The organism is Cellulomonas sp. C5510 (assembly GCF_019797765.1).
In the GTDB taxonomy this organism is placed as follows: Bacteria; Actinomycetota; Actinomycetes; order Actinomycetales; family Cellulomonadaceae; genus Cellulomonas.
In genome coordinates, this window is sequence record NZ_CP081862.1 from 1369326 (window position 1) to 1390976 (window position 21651).

The 21651-nt window shown below is 76.3% G+C and carries 18 protein-coding genes and 2 tRNA genes; 12 read left to right on the top strand and 8 right to left on the bottom strand.

Going from position 1 to position 21651, the window contains the following annotated elements; translation table 11 throughout:
• Positions 1–76 precede the first annotated feature (76 nt).
• The 3 genes from K5O09_RS06230 to K5O09_RS06240 form a co-directional block, all read right to left on the bottom strand.
• The gene (locus tag K5O09_RS06230; protein WP_222171923.1) at positions 77–1081 is read right to left on the bottom strand and encodes a glycine betaine ABC transporter substrate-binding protein; all 1005 of its coding nucleotides are present in this window, start codon (positions 1079–1081) and stop codon (positions 77–79) included.
• Positions 1082–1235: 154 nt separating this feature from the next.
• Positions 1236–2072 carry an ABC transporter permease gene (locus tag K5O09_RS06235; RefSeq protein WP_222171924.1) on the bottom strand — a complete coding sequence of 279 codons (837 nt, stop codon included), beginning with the start codon at positions 2070–2072 and terminating at the stop codon, positions 1236–1238.
• A 3-nt stretch (positions 2073–2075) separates the two neighbouring features.
• On the bottom strand, positions 2076–2792 hold the full coding sequence (locus K5O09_RS06240; RefSeq protein ID WP_255596162.1) for an ABC transporter permease: 717 nt from the start codon (positions 2790–2792) through the stop codon (positions 2076–2078).
• A 134-nt stretch (positions 2793–2926) separates the two neighbouring features.
• On the opposite strand from K5O09_RS06240, the gene K5O09_RS06245 reads away from it, so the two are divergent.
• Positions 2927–3967, top strand: a complete 1041-nt coding sequence (locus tag K5O09_RS06245) for an ABC transporter ATP-binding protein (protein ID WP_222171925.1) — start codon at positions 2927–2929, stop codon at positions 3965–3967.
• Between the two features lie 10 nt (positions 3968–3977).
• Complete coding sequence (locus tag K5O09_RS06250; protein ID WP_370635531.1) at positions 3978–4895, top strand: RimK family alpha-L-glutamate ligase; 918 nt, start codon at positions 3978–3980, stop codon at positions 4893–4895.
• Between the two features lie 79 nt (positions 4896–4974).
• Here the strand turns inward: K5O09_RS06250 and K5O09_RS06255 are convergent.
• Both K5O09_RS06255 and orn read right to left on the bottom strand, forming a co-directional pair.
• Positions 4975–5050: transfer RNA gene (locus K5O09_RS06255), tRNA-His, on the bottom strand.
• A 56-nt stretch (positions 5051–5106) separates the two neighbouring features.
• Positions 5107–5709 (bottom strand): oligoribonuclease, encoded by a 603-nt coding sequence (gene orn / locus K5O09_RS06260; RefSeq protein WP_370635571.1) that lies wholly within the window; start codon positions 5707–5709, stop codon positions 5107–5109.
• Between the two features lie 487 nt (positions 5710–6196).
• On the opposite strand from orn, the gene K5O09_RS06265 reads away from it, so the two are divergent.
• Complete coding sequence (locus tag K5O09_RS06265) at positions 6197–6727, top strand: MarR family winged helix-turn-helix transcriptional regulator (protein ID WP_222171926.1); 531 nt, start codon at positions 6197–6199, stop codon at positions 6725–6727.
• Between the two features lie 36 nt (positions 6728–6763).
• Here the strand turns inward: K5O09_RS06265 and K5O09_RS06270 are convergent, their stop codons facing one another.
• Entirely contained in the window at positions 6764–7108 is a 345-nt protein-coding gene (locus tag K5O09_RS06270; RefSeq protein WP_222171927.1) for a PGPGW domain-containing protein, read from the bottom strand.
• Between the two features lie 200 nt (positions 7109–7308).
• Between K5O09_RS06270 and K5O09_RS06275 the strand changes: the two genes are divergently transcribed.
• The 3 genes from K5O09_RS06275 (at position 7309) to K5O09_RS06285 (ending at position 10689) form a co-directional block, all read left to right on the top strand.
• Complete coding sequence (locus K5O09_RS06275; protein WP_222171928.1) at positions 7309–8832, top strand: aldehyde dehydrogenase family protein; 1524 nt, start codon at positions 7309–7311, stop codon at positions 8830–8832.
• A gap of 65 nt (positions 8833–8897) precedes the next feature.
• Positions 8898–9353, top strand: coding sequence for a DUF779 domain-containing protein (locus tag K5O09_RS06280; protein ID WP_222171929.1), 456 nt, complete (start codon positions 8898–8900; stop codon positions 9351–9353).
• Between the two features lie 67 nt (positions 9354–9420).
• On the top strand, positions 9421–10689 hold the full coding sequence (locus K5O09_RS06285) for a transcriptional regulator (RefSeq protein WP_222171930.1): 1269 nt from the start codon (positions 9421–9423) through the stop codon (positions 10687–10689).
• 13 nt (positions 10690–10702) lie between these two features.
• On the opposite strand, the gene K5O09_RS06290 is transcribed toward K5O09_RS06285, so the two are convergent.
• A complete protein-coding gene (locus K5O09_RS06290) occupies positions 10703–11092 on the bottom strand; it encodes an Lsr2 family protein (protein ID WP_222171931.1) in 390 nt (129 codons plus the stop codon).
• Between the two features lie 199 nt (positions 11093–11291).
• A tRNA-Arg gene (locus K5O09_RS06295) sits at positions 11292–11364 on the bottom strand.
• A gap of 146 nt (positions 11365–11510) precedes the next feature.
• Here K5O09_RS06295 and K5O09_RS06300 point away from each other — a divergent pair.
• The 6 genes from K5O09_RS06300 to K5O09_RS06325 all read left to right on the top strand — a co-directional run bounded on the left by K5O09_RS06300 (position 11511) and on the right by K5O09_RS06325 (position 21484).
• The gene (locus K5O09_RS06300; protein WP_255596165.1) at positions 11511–13202 is read left to right on the top strand and encodes a dynamin family protein; all 1692 of its coding nucleotides are present in this window, start codon (positions 11511–11513) and stop codon (positions 13200–13202) included.
• The gene (locus K5O09_RS06305) at positions 13199–14725 is read left to right on the top strand and encodes a GTP-binding protein (protein ID WP_222171933.1); all 1527 of its coding nucleotides are present in this window, start codon (positions 13199–13201) and stop codon (positions 14723–14725) included. Before K5O09_RS06300 ends, K5O09_RS06305 begins: the two co-directional genes overlap by 4 nt.
• 182 nt (positions 14726–14907) lie before the next feature.
• Positions 14908–15447, top strand: a complete 540-nt coding sequence (locus K5O09_RS06310) for a single-stranded DNA-binding protein (protein WP_222171934.1) — start codon at positions 14908–14910, stop codon at positions 15445–15447.
• Positions 15448–15644: 197 nt separating this feature from the next.
• Positions 15645–17327 carry an energy-dependent translational throttle protein EttA gene (gene ettA / locus K5O09_RS06315; protein WP_222171935.1) on the top strand — a complete coding sequence of 561 codons (1683 nt, stop codon included), beginning with the start codon at positions 15645–15647 and terminating at the stop codon, positions 17325–17327.
• A gap of 373 nt (positions 17328–17700) precedes the next feature.
• Positions 17701–19848: a GTPase domain-containing protein gene (locus K5O09_RS06320; protein WP_222171936.1), complete on the top strand. Its 2148-nt coding sequence runs from the start codon at positions 17701–17703 to the stop codon at positions 19846–19848.
• On the top strand, positions 19790–21484 hold the full coding sequence (locus K5O09_RS06325) for a GTPase family protein (protein WP_222171937.1): 1695 nt from the start codon (positions 19790–19792) through the stop codon (positions 21482–21484). Before K5O09_RS06320 ends, K5O09_RS06325 begins: the two co-directional genes overlap by 59 nt.
• The last annotated feature ends 167 nt before the right edge of the window (positions 21485–21651 follow it).

A 21651-nucleotide genomic window follows, 5' to 3' on the forward strand; every position in this document is an offset into this window, starting at 1 on the left:
TCCTCCCGGGCCGTCGGCGTGAGCGGGGTCCGGCGCCGCCGGGCGCGCGGTGCTCGCCGCAGCCCGTCCGCTGCGGTCAGCTCGCGAGCGAGCCGTCGCTGGACAGGACGAGGCCGATCGACGCCTCGCCCTGGCGCACGGCGTCCCCGATGAGGCCGAAGTCGTACGAGCGGAACTCGGTGAAGCTGAGCCCGTAGGTCTCCTCGAGGCCCGGCTGGCAGAACGGCCGCTCCGGGCACTCGGCGGGCCCGGCGAGCACGAGGCCGCCGCCGCACGCGGTCGCCAGGTCGGACAGCGTCGTCACGTCGTGCTCCTCGGCGAACGCGCTGGTCACGGCGAACGCGTTCTGGTCCTGGGCGGCGGACACCGCCCCGAACGTCAGCCCGGCGTCGGCGCCCAGCGCGGTCAGGGCCTCGACGGTCGCGTCCGGGTCGGCGCTCGCGACCGGCTCGGCGTCCGGGCCGTTGGCCGAGGCGTTGAGGAACTCCGCGAGCGTCGCGGCGTACTCCGGGGTCAGCGTGATCTGGCCGCTCTCGAGGGCCGGCAGGTACGTCTCCCGGTTCCCGATGGTCTGCACCTCGGCGGTGTAGCCGGCCGAGCGCAGCACGGCGGCGTAGATCTCGCCGAGCGTCGCGCTCTCCGAGAAGTTCGCCGCGCCGACGACGACGCTCTTCCCGGCGCCCGCCGCGTCGTCGTCGGCCGCCAGGCCCTCGTCCTCGACGAACTGCGCGGCGGCCTCGGAGGAGGTCTGCCGGTCGATGTCGACGGCCTTGTTGAGCGCGATGAGCTTGTCGGTGTCGAGCGCCTCGGACACGGTGTCGAGCAGCGGCACCAGGCCGGGGTCCGCCTCGGCGGCCGCGGCGTTCACGGCGGGGATCACGTTGTCGGCGTTCTGCAGGCCCTCGTCGTCCTCCAGGACGACGAGCTGGTCGCCCGCGACGGGCTCGCAGACCGCGCCGGACGCGTCGGAGCCGGAGGTGGGGTCGGCGGTGCCGCCGCCCGAGCCCGGGTCGCCGCAGGCGGCGACCAGGAGCAGGAGCCCGGCCGCCGCGGCGGGGAGCGTGGATCGGCGGAGGTTCATGTGCGTTCCTCTGTTCTCGGGATGGGGGCACACGGGCGGGGTCGCGGTGGTCCGGCGCCGTCGTCCGGCGCCGGGGTCGCGGAGGGCGCGCAGAGCGCGCCGTTCATCGAACCGGTGAACCAGGGCACCGGCAACCGCTGGGGACGTCGCGCGGTCACGAGGACCTCCTGGCGCTCGGCCCTGCCGTCTCGGTGACGGACGTGCGGGCGGGACCCGTCGCGCTCGTCGCACCGCGGCCGGCCGGCCCGGTCCGCGCCGGGTCGGTGGAGCCGGACGAGCCACCCGACCCGCGCCCGCCGGAGCGGCCCCGGGCGGCCCGGCGCCGGGCGGACGCGCGCATCGGCTCGGGCGTGGCGGCGTGCTGGGCGAGGGCCAGCAGCCCCTCGACGAGCAGGCACAGCCCGGCGACGAGCACGGCGCCTGCGACGACCTGCCCGTACCGCTGGAGCGCCATGCCCTGGACGATGACCGAGCCGAGGCTGGTGCCGCCCACGAGCGCCGCCAGCGGCACGGTCGCGAGCACCTGGGTGGCGGCGGTGCGCAGCCCGGCCCCGACGAGCGGCAGCGCGAGCGGCAGCTCGACGAGCGCGAGGGAGCGGGAGCCCGACATGCCCATGCCGCGGGCGGCCTCGCGCACGTCGGCGTCGACCTCCATGAGACCGGTGAAGGTGTTGGACAGGATGGGCGGCACGGCGAACACCGCGACGGCGAGGATCGTCGCGCTCGCGCCGAACAGCCCGCTCGCGGCGAAGATCGTGAGCAGCGCGAACGTGGGCAGGGCGCGCGACGTGTTGGCCAGGACGACGGTGAGGACGCCTCCGCGGCGGCGGTGCCCGAGCCAGATGCCCGCGGGCAGGGCGACGAGGGCGGCGAGCAGCACGGCCAGCGCGCTGATCCGCAGGTGCTCCGCGGCCAGGGCCAGCACGCCGCCGCGGCCCGTCCAGTTCAGCGGGTCGTTGAGCCAGGTGACCGCGTCCTGCAGCACGTCCACGCGTCAGGCCTCCCGTCCGCGGGCCCACGGCGTCACCGCGCGCCCGACCAGCCACAGCACGAGGTCGAGCACCAGCGCGAGCGCGAGGCACAGCAGCGTCGCCGTGAGGATCTCGGCGTGGTACTTGTTGTTGCGGAAGCCGCGGAACATCAGGTTGCCGAGCCCGCCGTAGCCGACCACGACGCCGACCGTGACGAGCGCGACGGTGGTCACCGTCGCGAGCCGGATGCCGGTGACGATCGCGGGGAGCGCGTTGGGCAGCTCGACGGTGAGCAGCAGGCGCAGCCGCCCGTAGCCGAGTCCGCGCGCCGCGTCCCGGACGCTGTCGTCCACGCCGGCGAGGCCCACGAGCACGTTGCGCACCAGCACGAGCAGCGCGTACAGCACGAGCCCGGCGAGCACCGGCGTCCGGCCGATCCCCGTCCACGGCACGAGCACCGTGAACAGGGCGAGCGACGGGATCGTGTAGAGCACGCCGGTGGTGCCGACGATCGGGGCCGCCAGTCGTGGACGCAGGTGGGCCAGCATGCCGAGCGGCAGGGCGATGAGGCAGGCGATGAGCACGGCCTGCACGGTGAGGCCGGCGTGCTGCTCGAGCGCCCGGCTGATGTCACCCCAGTTGCGCTGCACGTACTCCCACGACAGCCAGGGGTTCGCGGCAGGGTCGCCCGCCGCGGCGGCGGCGCGCGCCACAGTCGTGGCCGTCGGGTCTCCAGTCACCTCCGTGACGCTACCCGGGAGCTCCGACACGCGCGGCCCGGGACGTCACGGGCGGTGCGCGGCGGTGACGTGAGGCGGTCACCGGGGGAGCACCTCGTGGCGCGGCTGTCGGCGGGCCCGGATAGCGTGGGCGCATGGCGACGGCGATCGGGTTCGAGCACGTGCGCAAGGAGTACCCGGACGGCACCGTGGCGGTCGGGGACCTCTCCCTGGAGGTGCGCGAGCACGAGCTGCTCGCCCTCGTCGGGCCGTCGGGCTGCGGCAAGTCCACGACCCTGCGGATGGCGAACCGCCTGGTGGAGCCGTCGTCGGGGCGCATCGTGCTCGACGGCGAGGACGTCACCGACGTCGACGCGGTGGGCCTGCGGCGCCGCATCGGCTACGTCATCCAGAACGTCGGGCTGTTCCCGCACCGCACCGTCGAGCAGAACGTCGGCACCGTCCCGCGCCTGCTCGGCTGGGACCGGGCGCGCACCCGGGCCCGCACCGCGGAGCTGCTCGAGCTGGTCGGACTCGAGCCGGGCCGGTACGCCCGCCGCTACCCCCACGAGCTGTCGGGCGGCGAACGCCAGCGCGTCGGCGTCGCCCGCGCGCTGGCGACGGACCCGCCCGTGCTGCTCATGGACGAGCCGTTCGGGGCGGTCGACCCCGTCGGCCGGCGCCGGCTGCAGACGGAGTTCCGCCGCATCCAGCAGGAGCTCGGGACGACCGTGATGCTCGTCACGCACGACGTCGACGAGGCGGTGCGGCTCGCCGACCGGGTGGCGGTGCTCAGCCGCGGGGGTCACCTGGAGCAGCTCTCGGACCCCGTCCGCCTGCTCGCCGCGCCGGCCTCGGAGGCGGTGGCGGACCTCGTGGGGACCGGCGCAGCGGTCCGGCTGCTGTCGCTCGGCACGGTCGAGCCACGGGACGTCCGGCCGGTGCGCGGGCCGACGGAGGGCACCCGGGCGGCGGCGGCGCCCGTGCGGCTCGGCGACCCGCTGGACGCCGCGTTCGCCGCCCTCGCCGCGGAGCCGTCCGGGCGCGTCCCGGTGCACGCGCCCGACGGCGGCGGTGTCGCCGGGGAGCTGGACGCCTCGGGGCTGCTCGCCGCGCTGCACCGCCTGGTGGACGACGCGCAGGAGCGGGCGACCGGCACGGTCGAACCGGAGCCGTCCGCGGGGGTGCGTGGGTAGTCTGCCGAGGGTGAGCACACGGATCGCCCTGGCCACCTGCGCCGCCCTGCCGGACCTCGACCCGGATGACGCGCCGCTGGTCGCCGCGCTCCGGGAGCGCGGCCTCGAGGTCGAGTCGCCCGTCTGGAACGCCGCCGACGTCGACTGGTCGTCGTACGACGCCGTCGTCGTCCGCTCCACCTGGGACTACACCGAGCGCCCGCGGGACTTCCGCTGGTGGGCGCAGCGCGTCAGCCAGTCCTCCCGCCTCATCAACCCCGCCCAGGTGCTGACCTGGAACATCGACAAGATCTACCAGCGCGCGATGGAGGCGGCGGGCCTGCCGATCGTCCCGACCATCTGGATGGACCCGGCCCGCAACTTCGACGCCCGCGCGATCCACACCCGGTTCCCGGCGTTCGGCGAGTTCGTCATCAAGCCGACCATCAGCGCCGGCTCCCGCGACACCGGGCGGTACGACGCCAGCCAGACGCCGTCGCGGGCCCTGGCGATCCAGCACGTGAAGCACCTGCTGGACGCCGGGCGCCACGTCATGGTGCAGCGGTACCTCAAGCAGGTCGACACGGTGGGGGAGACCGCGCTCGTCTACTTCGACGGCGAGCTCAGCCACGCCGTGCGCAAGGCGCCGCTGCTGGAGGGTCCGTACCGGGAGGGGGAGACCGACGGCGTGCTGTACAAGGAGGAGGTCATGGCCCCCCGCGAGGCCTCCGAGGCGGAGCTCGCGCTGGGACGCCGGGTCGTCGACGCGCTGCCCGCTCTGGTGCCGGGCGTCGAGCAGCCCCTGGCCTACACGCGCGTCGACCTCATCCCCGACGACCAGGGGAACCCTGTGGTCCTGGAGCTGGAGCTCATCGAGCCGTCGTTCTTCTTCGCGCAGGCGCCCGAGGCCGTGCAGCGGTTCGCCGACGCGGTCGTCCGGCGGCTCTGAGGCCGTGGCCGGCCCGGGGTCGCCGGGCGGCACGTACGACAGCGGCGCAGCCCCTCGGGGACTGCGCCGCTGTCGTCGGTGGGGTGGCTAACGGGACTTGAACCCGCGACCCCCTGGACCACAACCAGGTGCTCTACCTACTGAGCTATAGCCACCATGCGGCCCCGGTTTCGCAGGGCCGACGAGAAGTGTACCGGTTCCCGCGGGGTCCTCAGGACGAGGGGGTCGAGGCGCGGTGAGCGGCGGCCACGGACGTCGCCTCGATGCGGGCGGCGACGGCCCTGGCGGCCTTGGAGTCCGGGCCGGGCTGCGGCACGAGCAGCGCCTCCCGGTAGTAGCGCAGCTCGTCGACCGACTCGAGGATGTCGGCCAGCGCCCGGTGCCCGCCGTGCTTCTGCGGCGAGGCGAAGTAGACGCGCGGGTACCAGCGGCGGGCGAGCTCCTTGATCGACGACACGTCGACGACCCGGTAGTGCAGGTGCGCCACGAGCTCCGGCATGTCGCGGTCGAGGAACACCTTGTCGGTGCCGACGGAGTTCCCGGCCAGCGGCGCCTTGCCCGGCTCCGGAACCCACTCGCGCACGTACGCGAGCACCTGCTCCTGCGCGTCCGCGAGGGTGGTGCCGGTCGCGAGCGCGTCCAGCAGGCCGGAGGTCGTGTGCATCGTCCGGACGAAGTCGCCCATCTGCGCGAGCGCCTCCGGGGGCGGGGCGATGACCACGTCGACGCCCTCGCCGAGGACGTTGAGCTCGGAGTCCGTGACGACGGCCGCGACCTCGACGAGCGCGTCCGACACGGAGTCCAGCCCGGTCATCTCGCAGTCGATCCACACGATGCGGTCGGCACTGCCGTTGCCGTTGCTGAGGGTGCTCACCCGCCCAGGGTACGGGCGAGCCCGCCGGACGGGGGTCCGGCGGGCTCGCCCGTCCTGGTCAGCGCGCCGCGGCGGGTCGCCGCAGGAGGTGGCGGGGTCGCCGTTCCGGCGGGCGGCCGCGGGTCTCGGCGACCTGTCTGGACCCCCGGGCGGCGAGCAGCCGCTCGGAGCGCAGGCGGGAGGCCTCCAGGCGCGCCTGGTGGTCGGCTCGGACGAGCTCGAAGGTGAGGGTGGGGTGCATGGTGGTGGTCCTGTCGTGCTGCTGGGAAGGACCTGGCCGGGTCCCGGGACTCACCGCGGTGACCCCTACGGTTCCACCGCCGGGCCGGTCGCGTCACCGGTATTTCTGGGGGACGAACCTGGTCCGCGCGGCGTGGCGCGCGTCGCCCACAGTTGAAGCGTCAATCACTTCGGGTAGGCTCCGGGTATGTCCGACGACCCGCGCTGGCTGACCGCCCGGCAGCTCCAGGCGTGGATGCGGCTCGAGGCGGTGGCCGAGCTGCTGCCGGCCGCGCTCGACCACCAGCTCCAGCGGGACGCCGACCTGACGCACTTCGACTACCTCGTGCTCGCGAAGCTGTCCGAGGCCCCGGGCCGGACGCTGCGGATGACCGCCCTCGCGTCCGGCACGAACGCGACGCTGCCCCGGCTCTCGCACGTCGCCGCGCGGCTCGAGTCCCGCGGCTACCTCACCCGCACCCGCAGCGCGGCGGACCGCCGCGCCACGCTCGCGACCCTCACGGAAGCCGGCTGGGCGAAGGTCGTCGCGACGGCACCGGCGCACGTCGCGGAGGTGCGCCGCCTCGTGGTCGACCGGCTCACGTCCGACCAGCTCGACCAGCTCGACGCCATCGCGCTCGCTGTCCTCGGGGCCCTCGACCCGGACAACCGGCTGCAGGCGCAGACCCCCGTGGCCGACCCGTCCGGCGCCTGCGGGAACGCCGTCGTCGCGTCCTGAGGGCGACCGCCTCCTGACGCGCCCCCCCGGCCGACCTCAGGCCGTGTCGGCGGCCCGACGCGCGCGGCGGGTCCGCCAGCGGTGCCACACCCGCAGCACCAGCGCCTTGAACCGGTCCGTGAGCCGCCGCACCGCCGGGAACTCCGTCCCGAGGATCCCCAGGCCGAGGAAGATCACCAGCCAGCCCGGGCCCGGCAGCACGAGCAGGGCGATCCCCACCGCGACCACGCCGCCGCCCACGACCGTGACCAGGACCTTGTAGGTCAGCCGCAGCCACGGCGAGCCGTCCAGACGCGCGCGCAGCCGGGCCAGCGCACGGTGCGCCCGGCCGTCCGTGCGCTCCCCGGCGGCGATCTCCGCGGCCAGGCCGTCGTCCGTCATGCGGGCTCCAGGGGTGTCGGGGGTCCTCGGAGAGTAGACGCACCACGACGCCCCCGTGTTCCCGCACGGGGCTGACCTGCGCTGCAACGGTGCTGCAACCGTGCCCTGCCTACCGTCGCGGCACGGCGCACCGCAACGACGCGGTGCCCCCGGCCCCGGCCGCACCCCGGCCCGGCCGCAGACCTGCACGGAGGGTGCACATGACCGTCTACGCAGCACCGGGCCAGCCCGGCAGCCCCGCCACCTACCGCGAGCGGTACGACCACTGGATCGGCGGCGAGTTCGTCGCCCCGGCCTCCGGACGCTACTTCGAGAACCCGACGCCGGTGACGGGCCGGACGTTCACCGAGGTGGCTCGAGGGGACGCCGCGGACGTCGAGCGCGCGCTGGACGCCGCGCACGGTGCCGCCCGCTCCTGGGGCCGGACCACGGCGACGGAGCGCGCGGTGATCCTCAACAAGATCGCCGACCGCATGGAGGCGAACCTCGAGATGCTCGCGGTCGCCGAGTCCTGGGAGAACGGCAAGCCGGTCCGCGAGACCCTGGCCGCGGACTTGCCGCTGGCCGTCGACCACTTCCGGTACTTCGCCGGCGCGGTGCGCGCGCAGGAGGGGTCCATCTCGGAGATCGACGCGGACACGATTGCGTACCACTTCCACGAGCCGCTCGGCGTGGTCGGGCAGATCATCCCGTGGAACTTCCCGCTGCTCATGGCGACGTGGAAGCTCGCCCCGGCGCTCGCGGCCGGCAACACGGTGGTGATGAAGCCCGCCGAGCAGACGCCCACGTCGATCCTCATGCTCATGGAGCTCATCGCCGACCTGCTGCCGCCGGGCGTCGTCAACGTGGTCAACGGGTTCGGCGTCGAGGCCGGCAAGCCGCTCGCGTCCAGCCCCCGCATCCGCAAGATCGCGTTCACTGGGGAGACGACCACCGGGCGGCTGATCATGCAGTACGCCAGCCAGAACATCATCCCGGTGACCCTGGAGCTGGGCGGCAAGAGCCCGAACATCTTCTTCGAGGACGTCGCCCGCGCGAAGGACGACTACTACGACAAGGCGCTCGAGGGCTTCACGATGTTCGCCCTCAACCAGGGGGAGGTCTGCACCTGCCCGTCGCGGGCGCTCATCCAGGAGTCGATCTACGACGGGTTCCTCGCCGACGCGATCGCCCGCACCGAGGCCGTCAAGCAGGGCAACCCGCTCGACACCGGGACGATGATCGGCGCGCAGGCCTCCCACGACCAGCTCGAGAAGATCCTGTCGTACATCGACATCGGTCAGGCCGAGGGCGCCAAGGTGCTCACCGGCGGCACCCGCGCGGAGCTCGACGGCGACCTGGCGGGCGGCTACTACGTCACCCCGACGATCGTCGAGGGCAAGAACTCGATGCGGATCTTCCAGGAGGAGATCTTCGGGCCGGTCGTGGCGGTCACGTCGTTCTCCGACTACTCGGACGCGATCCACACGGCCAACGACACGCTGTACGGGCTCGGCGCGGGCGTCTGGTCCCGTGACGGGTCGATCGCCTACCGGGCGGGCCGTGACATCGAGGCGGGCCGCGTGTGGACGAACTGCTACCACGCGTACCCCGCGGCGGCGGCGTTCGGCGGCTACAAGGGCTCCGGCGTCGGGCGCGAGAACCACAAGATGATGCTCGACCACTACCAGCAGACGAAGAACCTGCTGGTGTCCTACTCCGGGCAGAAGCTCGGGTTCTTCTGATCGGCACCCCGCGCGCGGCCCCGCCCCGACCCGGCGGGGCCGCGCGGCGGGCGGGACGGAGGCACGTGGACGACGACGAGACGCCCGGCCGGGTCGCGCTGACCCCGGCGGCGGCGGACCTGCTGCGCCGGCTGCACGACCAGCACGGCGACCTGATGTTCCACCAGTCCGGCGGCTGCTGCGACGGCTCCTCGCCGATGTGCTACCCCGCGGGCGAGCTGCTCACCGGCGACGCGGACGTCCACCTGGGCGACCTGCGGGTGGACGGCTTCACGGTGCCGGTGTGGATGAGCCGCGCGCAGTTCGCGTACTGGCGCCACACGCACCTGACGATCGACGTGGTGACCGGGCGCGGCGCCGGCTTCTCGCTGGAGGCGCCCGAGGGGGTGCGGTTCCTCATCCGGTCGCGGCTGCTCACCGACGAGGAGTGGCGCGCGACGTCGGCGGGCGAGGAGCCGCCGGAGCTGCTCGTGCGCGGGCCGGGGCGGACGGGCGCGGCGCCGGTGCCGGGAGGGGGCTGACCTCTGGCGCGCCGGGGGCCGGCCGGGTCAGACTGGCGGCGCGACGACGACGTCGAGGGGGTGGGCCGTGCGGACCGACGAGCCGTCGGCGCTCGCGCGCACCCGTGTCGCCCACGAGCGCTTCCTGCACACCGGGGTGCGCGTCGCGGGCGTCCGCCCGCTCGTCGCCGACTCGTGGCTGCGGAGCCTGCGCAGCGGCGTCGACCCGGAGCGGCCCGCGCCGCCGGTGACCCTCTCGGAGGCCGACCTGCGGGCGTACCGCGACGAGCACCCGCTGCGCCACGCCCTGCCCCTGGTGCGGGGCCTGCTGCTCGACGCGGCCGTCGGGGAGGGGTTCGTGGTCGCGCTCACCGACGCCGACGGCCGCCTGCTGTGGGTCGCGGGCGACGCGCGCGTCCGGCGGGCGGTCGAGGAGGTCGGGTTCGTCGAGGGCGCCGCCTGGGACGAGCAGCACGTCGGTACGAACGCCCCCGGGACCGCGCTGGCGACCGGCCACGACGTGCAGGTGCGCGCCGCCGAGCACTTCACGCGGGCCGTCCAGCCGTGGAGCTGCACCGCCGCGGTGCTGACAGGACCGGACGGGCGGGTGCTCGGTGCGCTCGACGTCACCGGCCGCGAGCAGGCCGCGTCGGTGCTCATGGGCTCCCTCGTCCGCGCCACGGCCGTCGCGGTGGAGGCCGACCTGCGGGCGCGCAGCCTCGCGCGGGACCGTCCCGTCGCCGCCGGTCGGATGCGGCTCGAGGTGCTGCGCCCCGGGTCGGGCGTGCTCGTCGGGTCCGACGGCGCCCCGCGCACGCTGTCGCTGCGGCACGCCGAGCTGCTGCTCCTGCTGGGCGAGCACCCGCACGGCCTGCACGCCGACGAGCTGGCGGTGCTGCTGCATCCCGACGCGATGTCCGACGTGGCCGTCCGCGCGGAGGTCTCACGGCTGCGGCGCGTCGCGGGGCCGCTGGTCGCGCACTCCCGGCCGTACCGCCTCGCCGCGCCGCTCGACTCCGACGTCGCGGCCGTGCGGGAGACGCTCGCGTCCGGTCGCGTGCGGCAGGCGCTCGACCAGTACCCCGGGCCGGTGCTGCCCCGGTCCCGGGCGCCGGGGGTCGAGCGGGTGCGCGACGCGCTCGCGGCCGACGTCCGCGGCGCCGTGCTCGGCGGCGACGACCCCGTCGCCCTCCAGGGCTGGCTCGACCGCGACGACGGGGCGGACGACTGGCAGGGCTGGGAGCGGCTGGTCGCGTGCACCCGGCCGGGCACCGCGGTGCACGCCCGCGCGCTGTCGCGGCTGGACCTGCTGGTGCGGCGGCTCGGGGTGGGGCCGGCACCGTACCCGTGGCGGTGACGGGCGCGGTGCGTCAGCGGGCGGGGTCGGCGGTGGCGGTGGCGGGACCCGGGCGGTCCGCGCCGTCTCCTCCTGTGCCGCCCGTGCCGCCCGTGCGGGCCTGCGCCTCGACGTAGGCGCGCAGCACCTCGTGCGGGATGCGGCCCGTGGCCGTGACGGCCATGCCCTGACGCGCCGCCCACGTGCGGATCACCGACGCCTCCCGCAGCGGGGCTGCCGTGCGGGGCCGACGCGAGGTCCGGCCGGCCTCGAGGAACGGTGCCACGGCTGCGGCGAGCCGGGCCGCGTTCGCGGGGGACAGGTCCAGCTCGACGACGTGCCCGTCGAGCGCCAGCACGTGGCTCGACGTCGCGGGAGAGCCGTCCAGGTCGTCGACCAGGGCGACCTGCGTGCGTCGTGCCACGTCCGCCCTCCGGGGTCCGATCCCGCACCTCGCCGGCAGCGGGCGGGGTCCGAACCTACGCGCGCGCCACCGGCCGGAAGCGGCCCGCGGTCGAGGTCGGGGGTGCTGTGCGTCGGGATCGGGGGTCGTGGACACCGCGGCAGGGGTCGGGTGCAAGCCGGGCAGGTACACGACCCCGGGTCCGTGACGTCAGGTGCGGTGCCCCCAGCAGGACTCGAACCTGCAACCGACGGATTAGAAGGCCGTTGCTCTATCCATTGAGCTATGGAGGCGGGGGACGGCCCGCCGGCGGGCGCCCGTCCGGCGCACCAGCCTACGCGCCCCGGGCCTGCCGCCCCGGGGCCGTCTGCCCCATGGAATCGCAGGTCGCGCGGCGCGGGGGTTTGGCCGGTGCCCGGTCACGGGCGAGGATGTGGCCGTGCACGCAGAGGCGGGGAGCTCGGCCGCGGGGGACGTCCTCGACCGGCCGCTCGCCGCCACGTCGCTGCTCGACGCCGTGACGGACCTGCTGCGGGACACGCGGGCGACGGACTTCCCGCTCGACGTGCCGGGGGCGGAGCAGGCGCGCGCGTCGTGCACCCGCCTCGTGGACCAGCTCGCCGACCACCTGGTGCCGCGGCTCCGGCAGCTGTCGGCGCCGGCCGTCGTCGTCGTCGCCGGGTCCACGGGTGCGGGCAAGTCGACGCTGGTCAACTCCCTGGTGGGCGCCGAGGTGAGCGCCGCTGGCGTGCTGCGGCCGACCACGCGCCGGCCGGTGCTGGTGCACCACCCGGACGACGCCGAGCTGGTGCGCGAGCACCCGGTGACCGACGCCGTCGACGTCGTGGCCTCCGAGCAGGTACCGCGGGGCATCGCGCTCATGGACGCCCCGGACCTCGACTCGGTGCTGGAGAGCAACCGTCGCTCCGCCCAGCGGCTCCTGGAGGCCGCGGACCTGTGGCTGTTCGTCACGACGGCCGCGCGGTACGGCGACGCGCTCCCGTGGCGGGTGCTCGGCGAGGCGACCGCGCGCGGGGCGTCCGTGGCGATGGTGCTCAACCGGGTCGACCCCGCGTCCCTGCCCACCGTGCGGGGTGACCTGCTGGAACGGCTCCGCGCGCACGGGATGCAGGGATCGCCGCTGTTCGTGGTGCCGGACCTCGGCCCGCACGAGGGACTGCTCGAGCCGGCGCGCGTCGCGCCCGTGAAGCGGTGGCTCACGATGCTCGCCGGACCCGACCGGGCGAGGACCGTCGTGGCGCGGACGCTGCGCGGCTCGCTCGCGGCGCTGCGCCCCTGGGTCGACGAGCTCGCCGACGCGGTCGAGCGGCAGGCCGAGGCCGCCACCGCGATCCGTGCGGCGCTGGACGACGCGGTCCGCGGGCCGGCCGAGGAAGCCCGACGCACGGTGGCGAGCGGGGCGGTGTCCCAGGGCAGCGCTCAGGCACGGTGGGTCGAGCTCACGGCACCCGGTGCACCGCTCGCGGGTGCGGTGCGCCCCTCCGGCCGGGTCGACCGGTCCCGCCGCGCCGGGAAGGACCGCGCGACCGCCGTGCTGCCGCTCGTGCAGGACCTCGTCTCGTCGGCGTCCGCGACGCTCGCCGCCGTCGGCGCCGCGACGGAGCGGACCCTGCGCGACGCGCTGGCGACGGGACCCGACGGGGCGCGCTCGGCCGCCCGGGAGTGGTCGGCGTCCGACCGGGCCGCGGACCGGCCGCGCGAGGTCGAGCGTGCCGCCCGGGAGTGGGTCGCCTCCGCCGTCGAGGTGCTGGAGGACGAGCTCGGGCGTGCGCGTCCCGCACCGGTGGACCGCTCCGGACGCCGCGCGGCCGTCCGGGCGGACCGGCGGGTGGCCGCCGGCCGGCGCGCGCTCGGCGACGAGGGCCTGGCCGCGCTGGCGCTCGCGGCGGCTGCGGGGCTCGACGCCGCCGACCGCATGCTCCGCGGTCTCCTCGGTGACCGCGGGGACGCCGCCGTCCGCGTGCTGCGCGACCGGCTCGCCGACCAGGCCGCCGCGCAGGCGCACCGCGAGCGTGACGCGGCCGCGGCCGTGCTGGACCGCCCGGAGCTGCGGCCCGACGCGGCGTCGCTGCTGCGGTTGCGTCTCGCCGTCGTCAAGGGGCTGACATGAGCGCCGCGACGCCGCCGCCGGACGGGGCCCCCGCTGCGGCGGCGCCCGCGGCGGGCACCGAGACGGCCGCCCTGGGGCGACGGCTCGCGCAGCTCGACGAGGCGCTCGCGGTGGCGGGCGACCGCGTCGACGCACGGACGGCGTCCCGGGCACGCGTCATCGGCGACCAGGTGCGCGCGCGGCTCGCGCTCGGGGTCGACCACACGGTGGTCGCGCTCCTCGGTGGGACCGGGTCCGGCAAGTCCAGCCTCTTCAACGCGATCTGCGGGCTGGACTTCGCGGAGGTGGGGGTCCGCCGGCCGACGACGGCGCAGGCCGCGGCGTGCGTGTGGGGTGCCGGGGGCGAGGCGCTGCTCGACTGGCTGGAGGTCGAGGCCGACCGGCGCATCGAGCGGGAGAGCGCCCTGGACGGCGACACGGAGGCGCCGCTGCGCGGACTGGTCCTGCTCGACCTGCCCGACCACGACTCGATCGAGCCGGCCCACCGGGCGGCGGTGGACCGGCTGCTGCCGATGGCGGACCTGTTGGTGTGGGTGGTCGACCCGCAGAAGTACGCCGATGACGCGCTGCACTCGGGGTACTTGCGCCGGCTCGTCGGCCACGAGGGCGCGATGGTGGTCGTGCTCAACCAGGTGGACACGGTCCCCGCGGACCAGCGCGAGTCCCTCGTGCGCGACCTGCGGCGGCTGCTCGTCGAGGACGGGCTCACCGACGTGCCGGTACGGACGGCATCGGCCCGCACCGGCGAGGGGGTCGCGGAGATGCGGGACACCCTGGCCGACGTGGTCTCCCGCCAGAGCCTCGCGGCACGTCGTGGATCCGCTGAGGTCGCCGACGCCGCGCAGCTCGTGTCCGCCGAGGTCGGGTCGGCCGAGCCGCCGGAGGCGGACCTGGACGTCACCCCGGTGGCCCTGACGCTCGCGCAGGCGGCCGGTCTGCCGGCCATCGCGGACGCGGTCGCCGCCGTCGTGCGCGGCAGCGAGGACCCGGTGCCGGCGTTCGTCGCGGTGCAGCCCGGCACCGTCTCCCTGGCCCGCGCCCAGTGGGCCGACGCCGTGACCGCCCGGCTCCCGCGACGGTGGGCGGACGCGGTGCGGACGAGCCTGGCCGGCACCGACGAGATCCGGGCGGCCGCGGACGACGCGCTGTCCCGCGTGGCGGTCGTCGCCCGCCGGTCCGCGCGTGCGGCGGTGCTGTCCGTGCTGACGTTCGTGCTCGCGGTGTCGGCGGTCGCCTCCGCCGCCGTGGGTACCGGGTTGGCTCTCGGCACCGGCGGGGTGGACGACGCCCTGCGGCCGGCTTGGCCGGCCGCCGCCGTGCTCGCCCTGCTCGCCGTGCTGTGCGGCGTCCTGGCCGTCCGGGCGCGCCGGTCGGCGGCCCTGCGGCGGGCCGAGGCGGTGCGCCGGGACGGCCGGACGGCGCTCGAGGCCGTGGCCGGGCGCTGCCTCGCGGACCCGACCCGGGCGGTGCTGGCGGACCACCGTCGGGTGCGGGAGCTGCTCGCGGGGGCGCGGGGCAGCTGATCCGCGCGCCGGTCCCGACGCGGACCGCTTCGCCTCGTGCGGCGGCCGAGTCCTCCACAGCGCGTGTCGGCGGAGCGGGTCCCCAGGCGACGGGTCGGAGCCCGGCAACGGGGGTGCGCCCCGCGGGACGGTGCGTCCACGGCCGGCCCGACAGGGGCGCCGGCCACGCACGAGGAGGACGCATGGCGGTCAACGAGCTCAGCCTGACGGTGGTCGGCTGGGTGGGCAACGAGCCCACCCTCTACCTCGGTGAGGACGGCCAGGTGCCGTTCACCAAGTTCCGGCTCGGCAGCACGCCGCGGCTGTACGACCGGGAGCGGGACGCGTACGTGGACGCCGCGACGAGCTGGTTCACGGTCAAGGCGTTCCGCGACCTCGCCCAGAACGTCGCGGCGAGCATCCGCCGCGGGGACCCCGTGGTCGTGACCGGGCGGGTACGGCTGGTCGACTGGGTCGCCCCCGACGGGCACACGCGCACGACGGCCGAGCTCACGGCGGACACGGTCGGCCACGACCTCACGCGGGGGACGACCCGGTTCGCGCGCACGGTGCACGAGCAGCGCGGCGGGCCCGGCGACGCGGCGGGCGGGGCGGCCGACCGGACCGACGGGGAGCACGCCGGTGCCGTAGCCCGGGGAGCGGGGCCCGTGGACGTGAGCGGTGCCGTCGTGCTGGAGGACGAGACGGCCGACGACGCCCGCGCGGCGCCCGCGCCCGCGTGAGGGTGCGCCCGCGCGCCCGCCGGGTGGGCCGTGGCGGGACGGGCGGGTGGGCGAGAGGTCGCCCGGGCGGTGTCCCGGGCACGCCGATCGCCTAGGCTGGGTGACCGCGACGTCGCCCGGCCCCAGCCCGTCCGCCCGCCCGGCGGACCCGACGCGCACCCCGATCACCGACGAGCACCGAGGCGGACGAGAAGCCAGTGGCTGAGTTCATCTACAGCATGTACAAGGCGCGCAAGGCGCACGGCGACAAGGTCATCCTCGACGACGTCTCGCTGAACTTCCTGCCCGGCGCCAAGATCGGCGTCGTCGGGCCGAACGGCGCGGGCAAGTCGACGATCCTCAAGATCATGGCCGGTCTCGACCAGCCGTCGAACGGGGAGGCGCGGCTCAGCCCCGGCTACACGGTCGGCATCCTGCAGCAGGAGCCGCCGCTGAACGACGAGAAGACCGTGCTCGGCAACGTCGAGGAGGGCGTCGCCGAGATCAAGGGCAAGATCGACCGGTTCAACGAGATCTCCGCCCTGATGGCCGAGCCCGACGCGGACTTCGACGCGCTGCTCGCCGAGATGGGACAGCTACAGGAGGCGATCGACGCCGCCGACGCCTGGGACCTCGACGCCCAGCTCGAGCAGGCGATGGACGCGCTGCGCTGCCCGCCGCCGGACGCGGACGTCAAGGTGCTGTCGGGCGGTGAGCGTCGTCGCGTCGCCCTGTGCAAGCTGCTGCTCGAGAAGCCCGACCTGCTGCTGCTGGACGAGCCGACCAACCACCTGGACGCCGAGAGCGTGCTGTGGCTCGAGCAGCACCTCGCGTCCTACCCGGGCGCCGTGCTCGCGGTCACCCACGACCGGTACTTCCTCGACCACGTGGCGGAGTGGATCTGCGAGGTCGACCGGGGTCGCCTCTACCCGTACGAGGGCAACTACTCCACCTACCTGGAGAAGAAGCAGGCGCGCCTGGAGGTGCAGGGCAAGAAGGACGCGAAGCTCGCGAAGCGCCTCAAGGACGAGCTCGAGTGGGTCCGGCAGTCCGCGAAGGGTCGTCAGGCGAAGTCCAAGGCACGTCTGGCGCGCTACGAGGAGATGGCGGCCGAGGCCGACCGCACCCGCAAGCTGGACTTCGAGGAGATCCAGATCCCGCCGGGCCCGCGCCTGGGCAACGTCGTCCTCGAGGCCACGGACCTGCGCAAGGGCTTCGGCGACCGCGTGCTCATCGACGGCCTGAGCTTCACCCTGCCCCGCAACGGCATCGTCGGCGTCATCGGCCCGAACGGCGTCGGCAAGACGACGCTCTTCAAGACCATCGTCGGCCTCGAGCCTCTCGACGGAGGCACGCTCAAGGTCGGCGAGACCGTCTCCGTGTCCTACGTCGACCAGTCGCGCGGCGGCATCGACCCGAAGAAGACCCTGTGGGAGGTCGTCTCCGACGGTCTGGACTTCATCAAGGTCGGCAACGTCGAGATGCCGTCCCGCGCGTACGTCGCGTCCTTCGGGTTCAAGGGACCGGACCAGCAGAAGCCCGCCGGCGTGCTGTCCGGTGGTGAGCGCAACCGCCTGAACCTCGCGCTCACCCTCAAGCAGGGCGGCAACCTGCTGCTGCTCGACGAGCCGACCAACGACCTCGACGTCGAGACCCTCGGCTCCCTGGAGAACGCCCTGCTCGAGTTCCCCGGCTGCGCCGTCGTGGTCTCCCACGACCGCTGGTTCCTCGACCGGGTCGCGACGCACATCCTCGCCTACGAGGGCACCGAGGAGGACCCGGCGAGCTGGTACTGGTTCGAGGGCAACTTCGCGGCCTACGAGGAGAACAAGGTCAGCCGGCTCGGCGCCGACGCCGCGCGCCCGCACCGCGTGACGTACCGCAAGCTCACGCGCGACTGACCGGAGGACCCTCCGCGGCTCGGCCCACCCCCGACGCGCACGCGCCGTCGCCCCCCCCACGGGGCGGCGGCGCGTCCGTGTGCACCGCTCCCGTGCACCGCTCGCGTGCACCGCTCGCGTGCACCCGTCCCGTGCACCGCTCCCGTGCACCAGCGGCGCGAGCGACTCCACCTGCCGCCCCGGTGCACGTTCGGAGGCTCCGAACGCACTCGGAGAGGTGCGCGCGCCATCGAGGTGGTCCGCGGAGACCTCCGAGAGCACGCGGGCCCCTCCGAGCACGCTCGGAGACTCCGAACGGGAACGCTGGGAGTGGCGCCGCGCGGGCGTGCGGCGCTGACCGGCGCGGACGCCCGTCGGCGGGCACACTGGCCCCATGGCCGACCTGCCCCAGGACGCCGCCGACCCCGCGGGCGGTGCGCCCGCCCCTGCGCCCCCCGCCGACGGCGCCGACGCGGCGCTCCTCGGGCCGGTCGAGCAGGTGCACCTCCGGCTCCGCGAGCTCGCGCTGCCGCTGGAGGTCCCCGGCGCCGTGCAGGCGCGCGCGGTCCGGGAGGCGGCGGCCCGTCAGGTCGACGACTACCTGCTGCCGCGTCTGCGGTCGGCGGCGGCGCCGCTGCTCGTCGTCGTCGGCGGCTCCACCGGCGCGGGCAAGTCGACGCTCGTGAACTCCCTGCTCGGCGTCACCGTGACCGACCCCGGGGTGCTGCGACCGACGACGCGCGCGCCCGTGCTGGTGCACCACCCGCTGGACGGGGCGTGGTTCTCGGGTGACCGGGTGCTGCCCGGGTTGGCGCGCGTGACAGCGTCGGCGCCGACGGTCCCCGTCGCAGAGCCCCGGGAGACCCCACCGACGGACCGACCGCCCGCACCGGCGGTGCGCCTCGTGCCGAGCGAGGCGCTGCCTCGCGGGCTGGCGCTGCTCGACGCGCCGGACGTGGACTCCGTCGAGGCGGCGAACCGGGCGCTGGCCGCGCAGCTGCTCGCGGCTGCGGACCTCTGGCTGTTCGTCACCACCGCCGCGCGGTACGCCGACGCGGTGCCGTGGGAGCTGCTGCACGACGCCGCCGCCCGGCACGCCGTGGTCGCGCTCGTCGTCGACCGGGTGGATCCGGGGGCCGAGGCCGCGGTGGCGGACCTGCGCCGGATGCTCGACGAGCACGGACTGGCGGACGCGCCGTCGTTCGCGCTGCCGGAGGGGCTCGACGCGGACGGCCTGCTGCCCGAGGACGCGGTGGGGGAGCTCGCTGCGTGGCTGTCGGATCTCGGCGGCGACGTGGGCGCCCGGCAGGAGGTTGCGCGGGCGACGCGGGACGGGGCGGTCGCGGAGCTCGTGCGCCGCGCCCTGGCTCTGGCGGACGCCGCGGACGCCCAGGTCGGCGCCTCGGCGAGGCTCCGCGAGTCCGTGACCCGCGCGTACGGCGAGGCCCGGCGGCAGGTCGCCGCGGCGACGTCCGACGGCGCCTTGCTGCGCGGGGAGGTGCTGGCGCGCTGGCAGGAGCTCGTCGGCACGGGCGACCTGCTGCGTGCCGTGGAGCGCCGGGTCGGCCGGGTGCGGGACGCGGTGTCGGGCTTCCTGCGCGGGCGGCCGGCGCCGGTGCCGCCGGTCGAGCAGGCGATCGCGCACGGGCTGGCCGCCGTCGTGCTCGACGCGGCGGACGGGGCCGCGGAGCGCACCCACGCGGCCTGGCGCGGTGACCCCGCGGGCGAGGCGCTGCTGCCCGACCTCGGGCTGTCGCGGTCGTCGGCGTCGCTGCGGGCCGCGGTCGACGCCGAGGTCCGCGCGTGGCAGGGCGACGTGCTCGACCTGGTGCGCGAGCAGGGCGAGCGCCGGCGCGGGGCCGCGCGGGCGCTGTCCTTCGGGCTGAACGCCCTCGGCGTGAGCCTCATGGTGGTGGTGTTCGCGTCCACGGGCGGGCTGACGGGCGTCGAGGTCGGCATCGCCGGCGGCACGGCCCTGGTCGCCCAGCGGCTGCTGGAGGCGGTCTTCGGCGACGACGCGGTGCGCCGCCTCACGGTCGCGGCCCGCGAGCGCCTGGACACGCGGGTGTCGCGGCTGCTGGAGGCGGAGGCGGAGCGGTTCACGGCACAGCTCGACGCGTTGGGGACCTCGTCCGGCGACGGCCTGCGCGCCGCCGGCCTCGCGCTGCAGGAGGCGTCCCGGCGGCGCGTCCCGGGGCCGCCCACGCCGGAGCCACCCGCGCCGGGGCAACCCGCGCCGGGGCGACCCGCGCCGAGGGTGGACGACGACGCCGCTCTCCCGGGCGCTCCTCGCGCGGCTCAGCCCCCGGTGCGGACCGGGTGGAGCTGCGCGGCGCCTCCGCCTGGCGCGCGGCGGCGACCGCGCGCGGGCGCGGCGGTCTCGCGGGCGGTGCGCCCGCGCGGCACCCGGATGGCCCCGGCGGTGCCTCCGGCCAGGCGCGGCCGGGCTTCTGGCGCCGGCTGCTCGGACGCGGGGGTGCGGGGTGAGCGCGACGCCGGCCGAGCGGGTGGCCGCGCTCGACCGTGCGCTGACGGCGGGTGAGGGCCGGTTGCCGCGCGAGGTGGTCGACGCGGGGCGCGCCGTCGTGGCGCGTGCGGGGGAGCGGGCCGCGCTGTCGGCGGAGCACACGGTGGTGGCGCTCGCCGGGGCGACCGGGTCGGGCAAGTCCTCGCTGCTGAACGCGCTGGCCGGTGAGGAGGTCGCGCGCACGGGCGTGCAGCGGCCGACCACCTCGGAGGCGCTGGCCGTGGTGCGGGGACCGGGTGCGGGCCCGCTGCTCGACTGGTTGGGCGTGCGGCGACGGCACGAGCTGGCGGGCGGTCGTCCGCGCCGCGGCGCGGGGCTGGTGCTGCTCGACCTGCCCGACCACGACTCGGTGGTGGCCGAGCACCGGCTGCGCGCCGAGCACCTCGTCGACCGCGTCGACCTGCTCGTCTGGGTGGTGGACCCGCAGAAGTACGCCGACGCCGCGCTGCACGAGCGCTACCTGCGCCCGCTGGCCCGGCACGCCGACGTCCTGGTGCTGGCGCTCAACCAGGCCGACCGGCTCTCGGCCGCCGAGGTGGACGCCGTGCTCGCCGACCTGCGACGGCTGACGGCGCTGGACGGTCCGGCGGGTGCCCGCGTGCTGGCCGTCTCGGCGCGGACGGGTCTGGGCCTCGACCGCCTCGGCGCGCTGCTCGACGAGGCCGCGGAGCGCCGGGAGGCCGCGACGCGGCGCCTCACCGCGGACGTCGAGGTCGTGGCGCTGCGCGTGCTCGAGGCATGCGGTGACGCCACCGGCTCCGCGCGGCAGCGCCTGCTGCCGTCGCGCGGCACCCCGACGGCGTCGGGGAGGACGGACCGTGCCGCCCCGCCGCCGGATCTCGTCGCGGCGCTGGCCGACGCCGCCGGCGTGCCGGTCGTCGTCGAGGCGACACGGCGTTCTGCGGTGCGGCGCGCGACCGCGGCGGCCGGCTGGCCGCCGGTGCGGTGGCTCCAGCGCCTGCGCCCCGACCCGCTGCGGCGGCTCCACCTCGGCGCGGGTTCCGCCGGCGCGGGTTCCGCCGGACCGGGTTCCGCCGGACCGGGAGCCGCTGGTGCGGGTGCTGCCGCTCCGACCGGGCGCACCTCGCTGCCCGCACCCGGCCCCGCCACCCGGGCGGCGGCCGCCACCGCGGTGCGGCGGTCGCTCGACGCCGCCACGGCAGGCGTGCCCGACGCGTGGGCGCTCGCCGTGCGGTCGTCGGTCGGTGACCCGGACCTCGCCGACCCGCTCGACGTCGCGGTGTCGTCGACCCCGCTGCTGCCGGACCGGGTGCCCTGGTGGGCGAGGGCGACGAACGTGGTGCAGACCGTGCTGCTGGCGGCCGCCGCCGCCGGGGCGCTCTGGCTCGGGGTGCTGGCCGGCCTGGCCTACCTGCGGCTGCCCGAGCCCCGCACGCCGCAGTGGGGACCGCTGCCCGTGCCCACGGCCCTGCTCGGTGGCGGCCTCCTCGTGGGCATCGCCCTCGCGCTGCTCGCCGGGGCGCTCGCCCGGTTGATGGCCCGACGCCGCGCGCGAGCGGTGCGCGCGCGTCTGCTCGGCGCCGTGGCGGAGGTGGCCCGCGACCGCGTCACCGGGCCTGCGGCCGCCGTGCTGGACGACCTGGACGCGTGCCGCACGCAGGCGCGGGTGGCCGCGGGCCGGTCACGCTGACGCGCACTTCCGACACGCACCGCCGCCGCGGGCAGGCCGCGCCGACACGCATCGCCGCCCCCGCCGACACGCACCGCCGCCCCCGCCGACACGCACCGCCGCCGCGGGCAGGCCGCGCCGACACGCACCGCCGCGCCCGCCGACACGCGCCGGCGTCCTCGCGCACA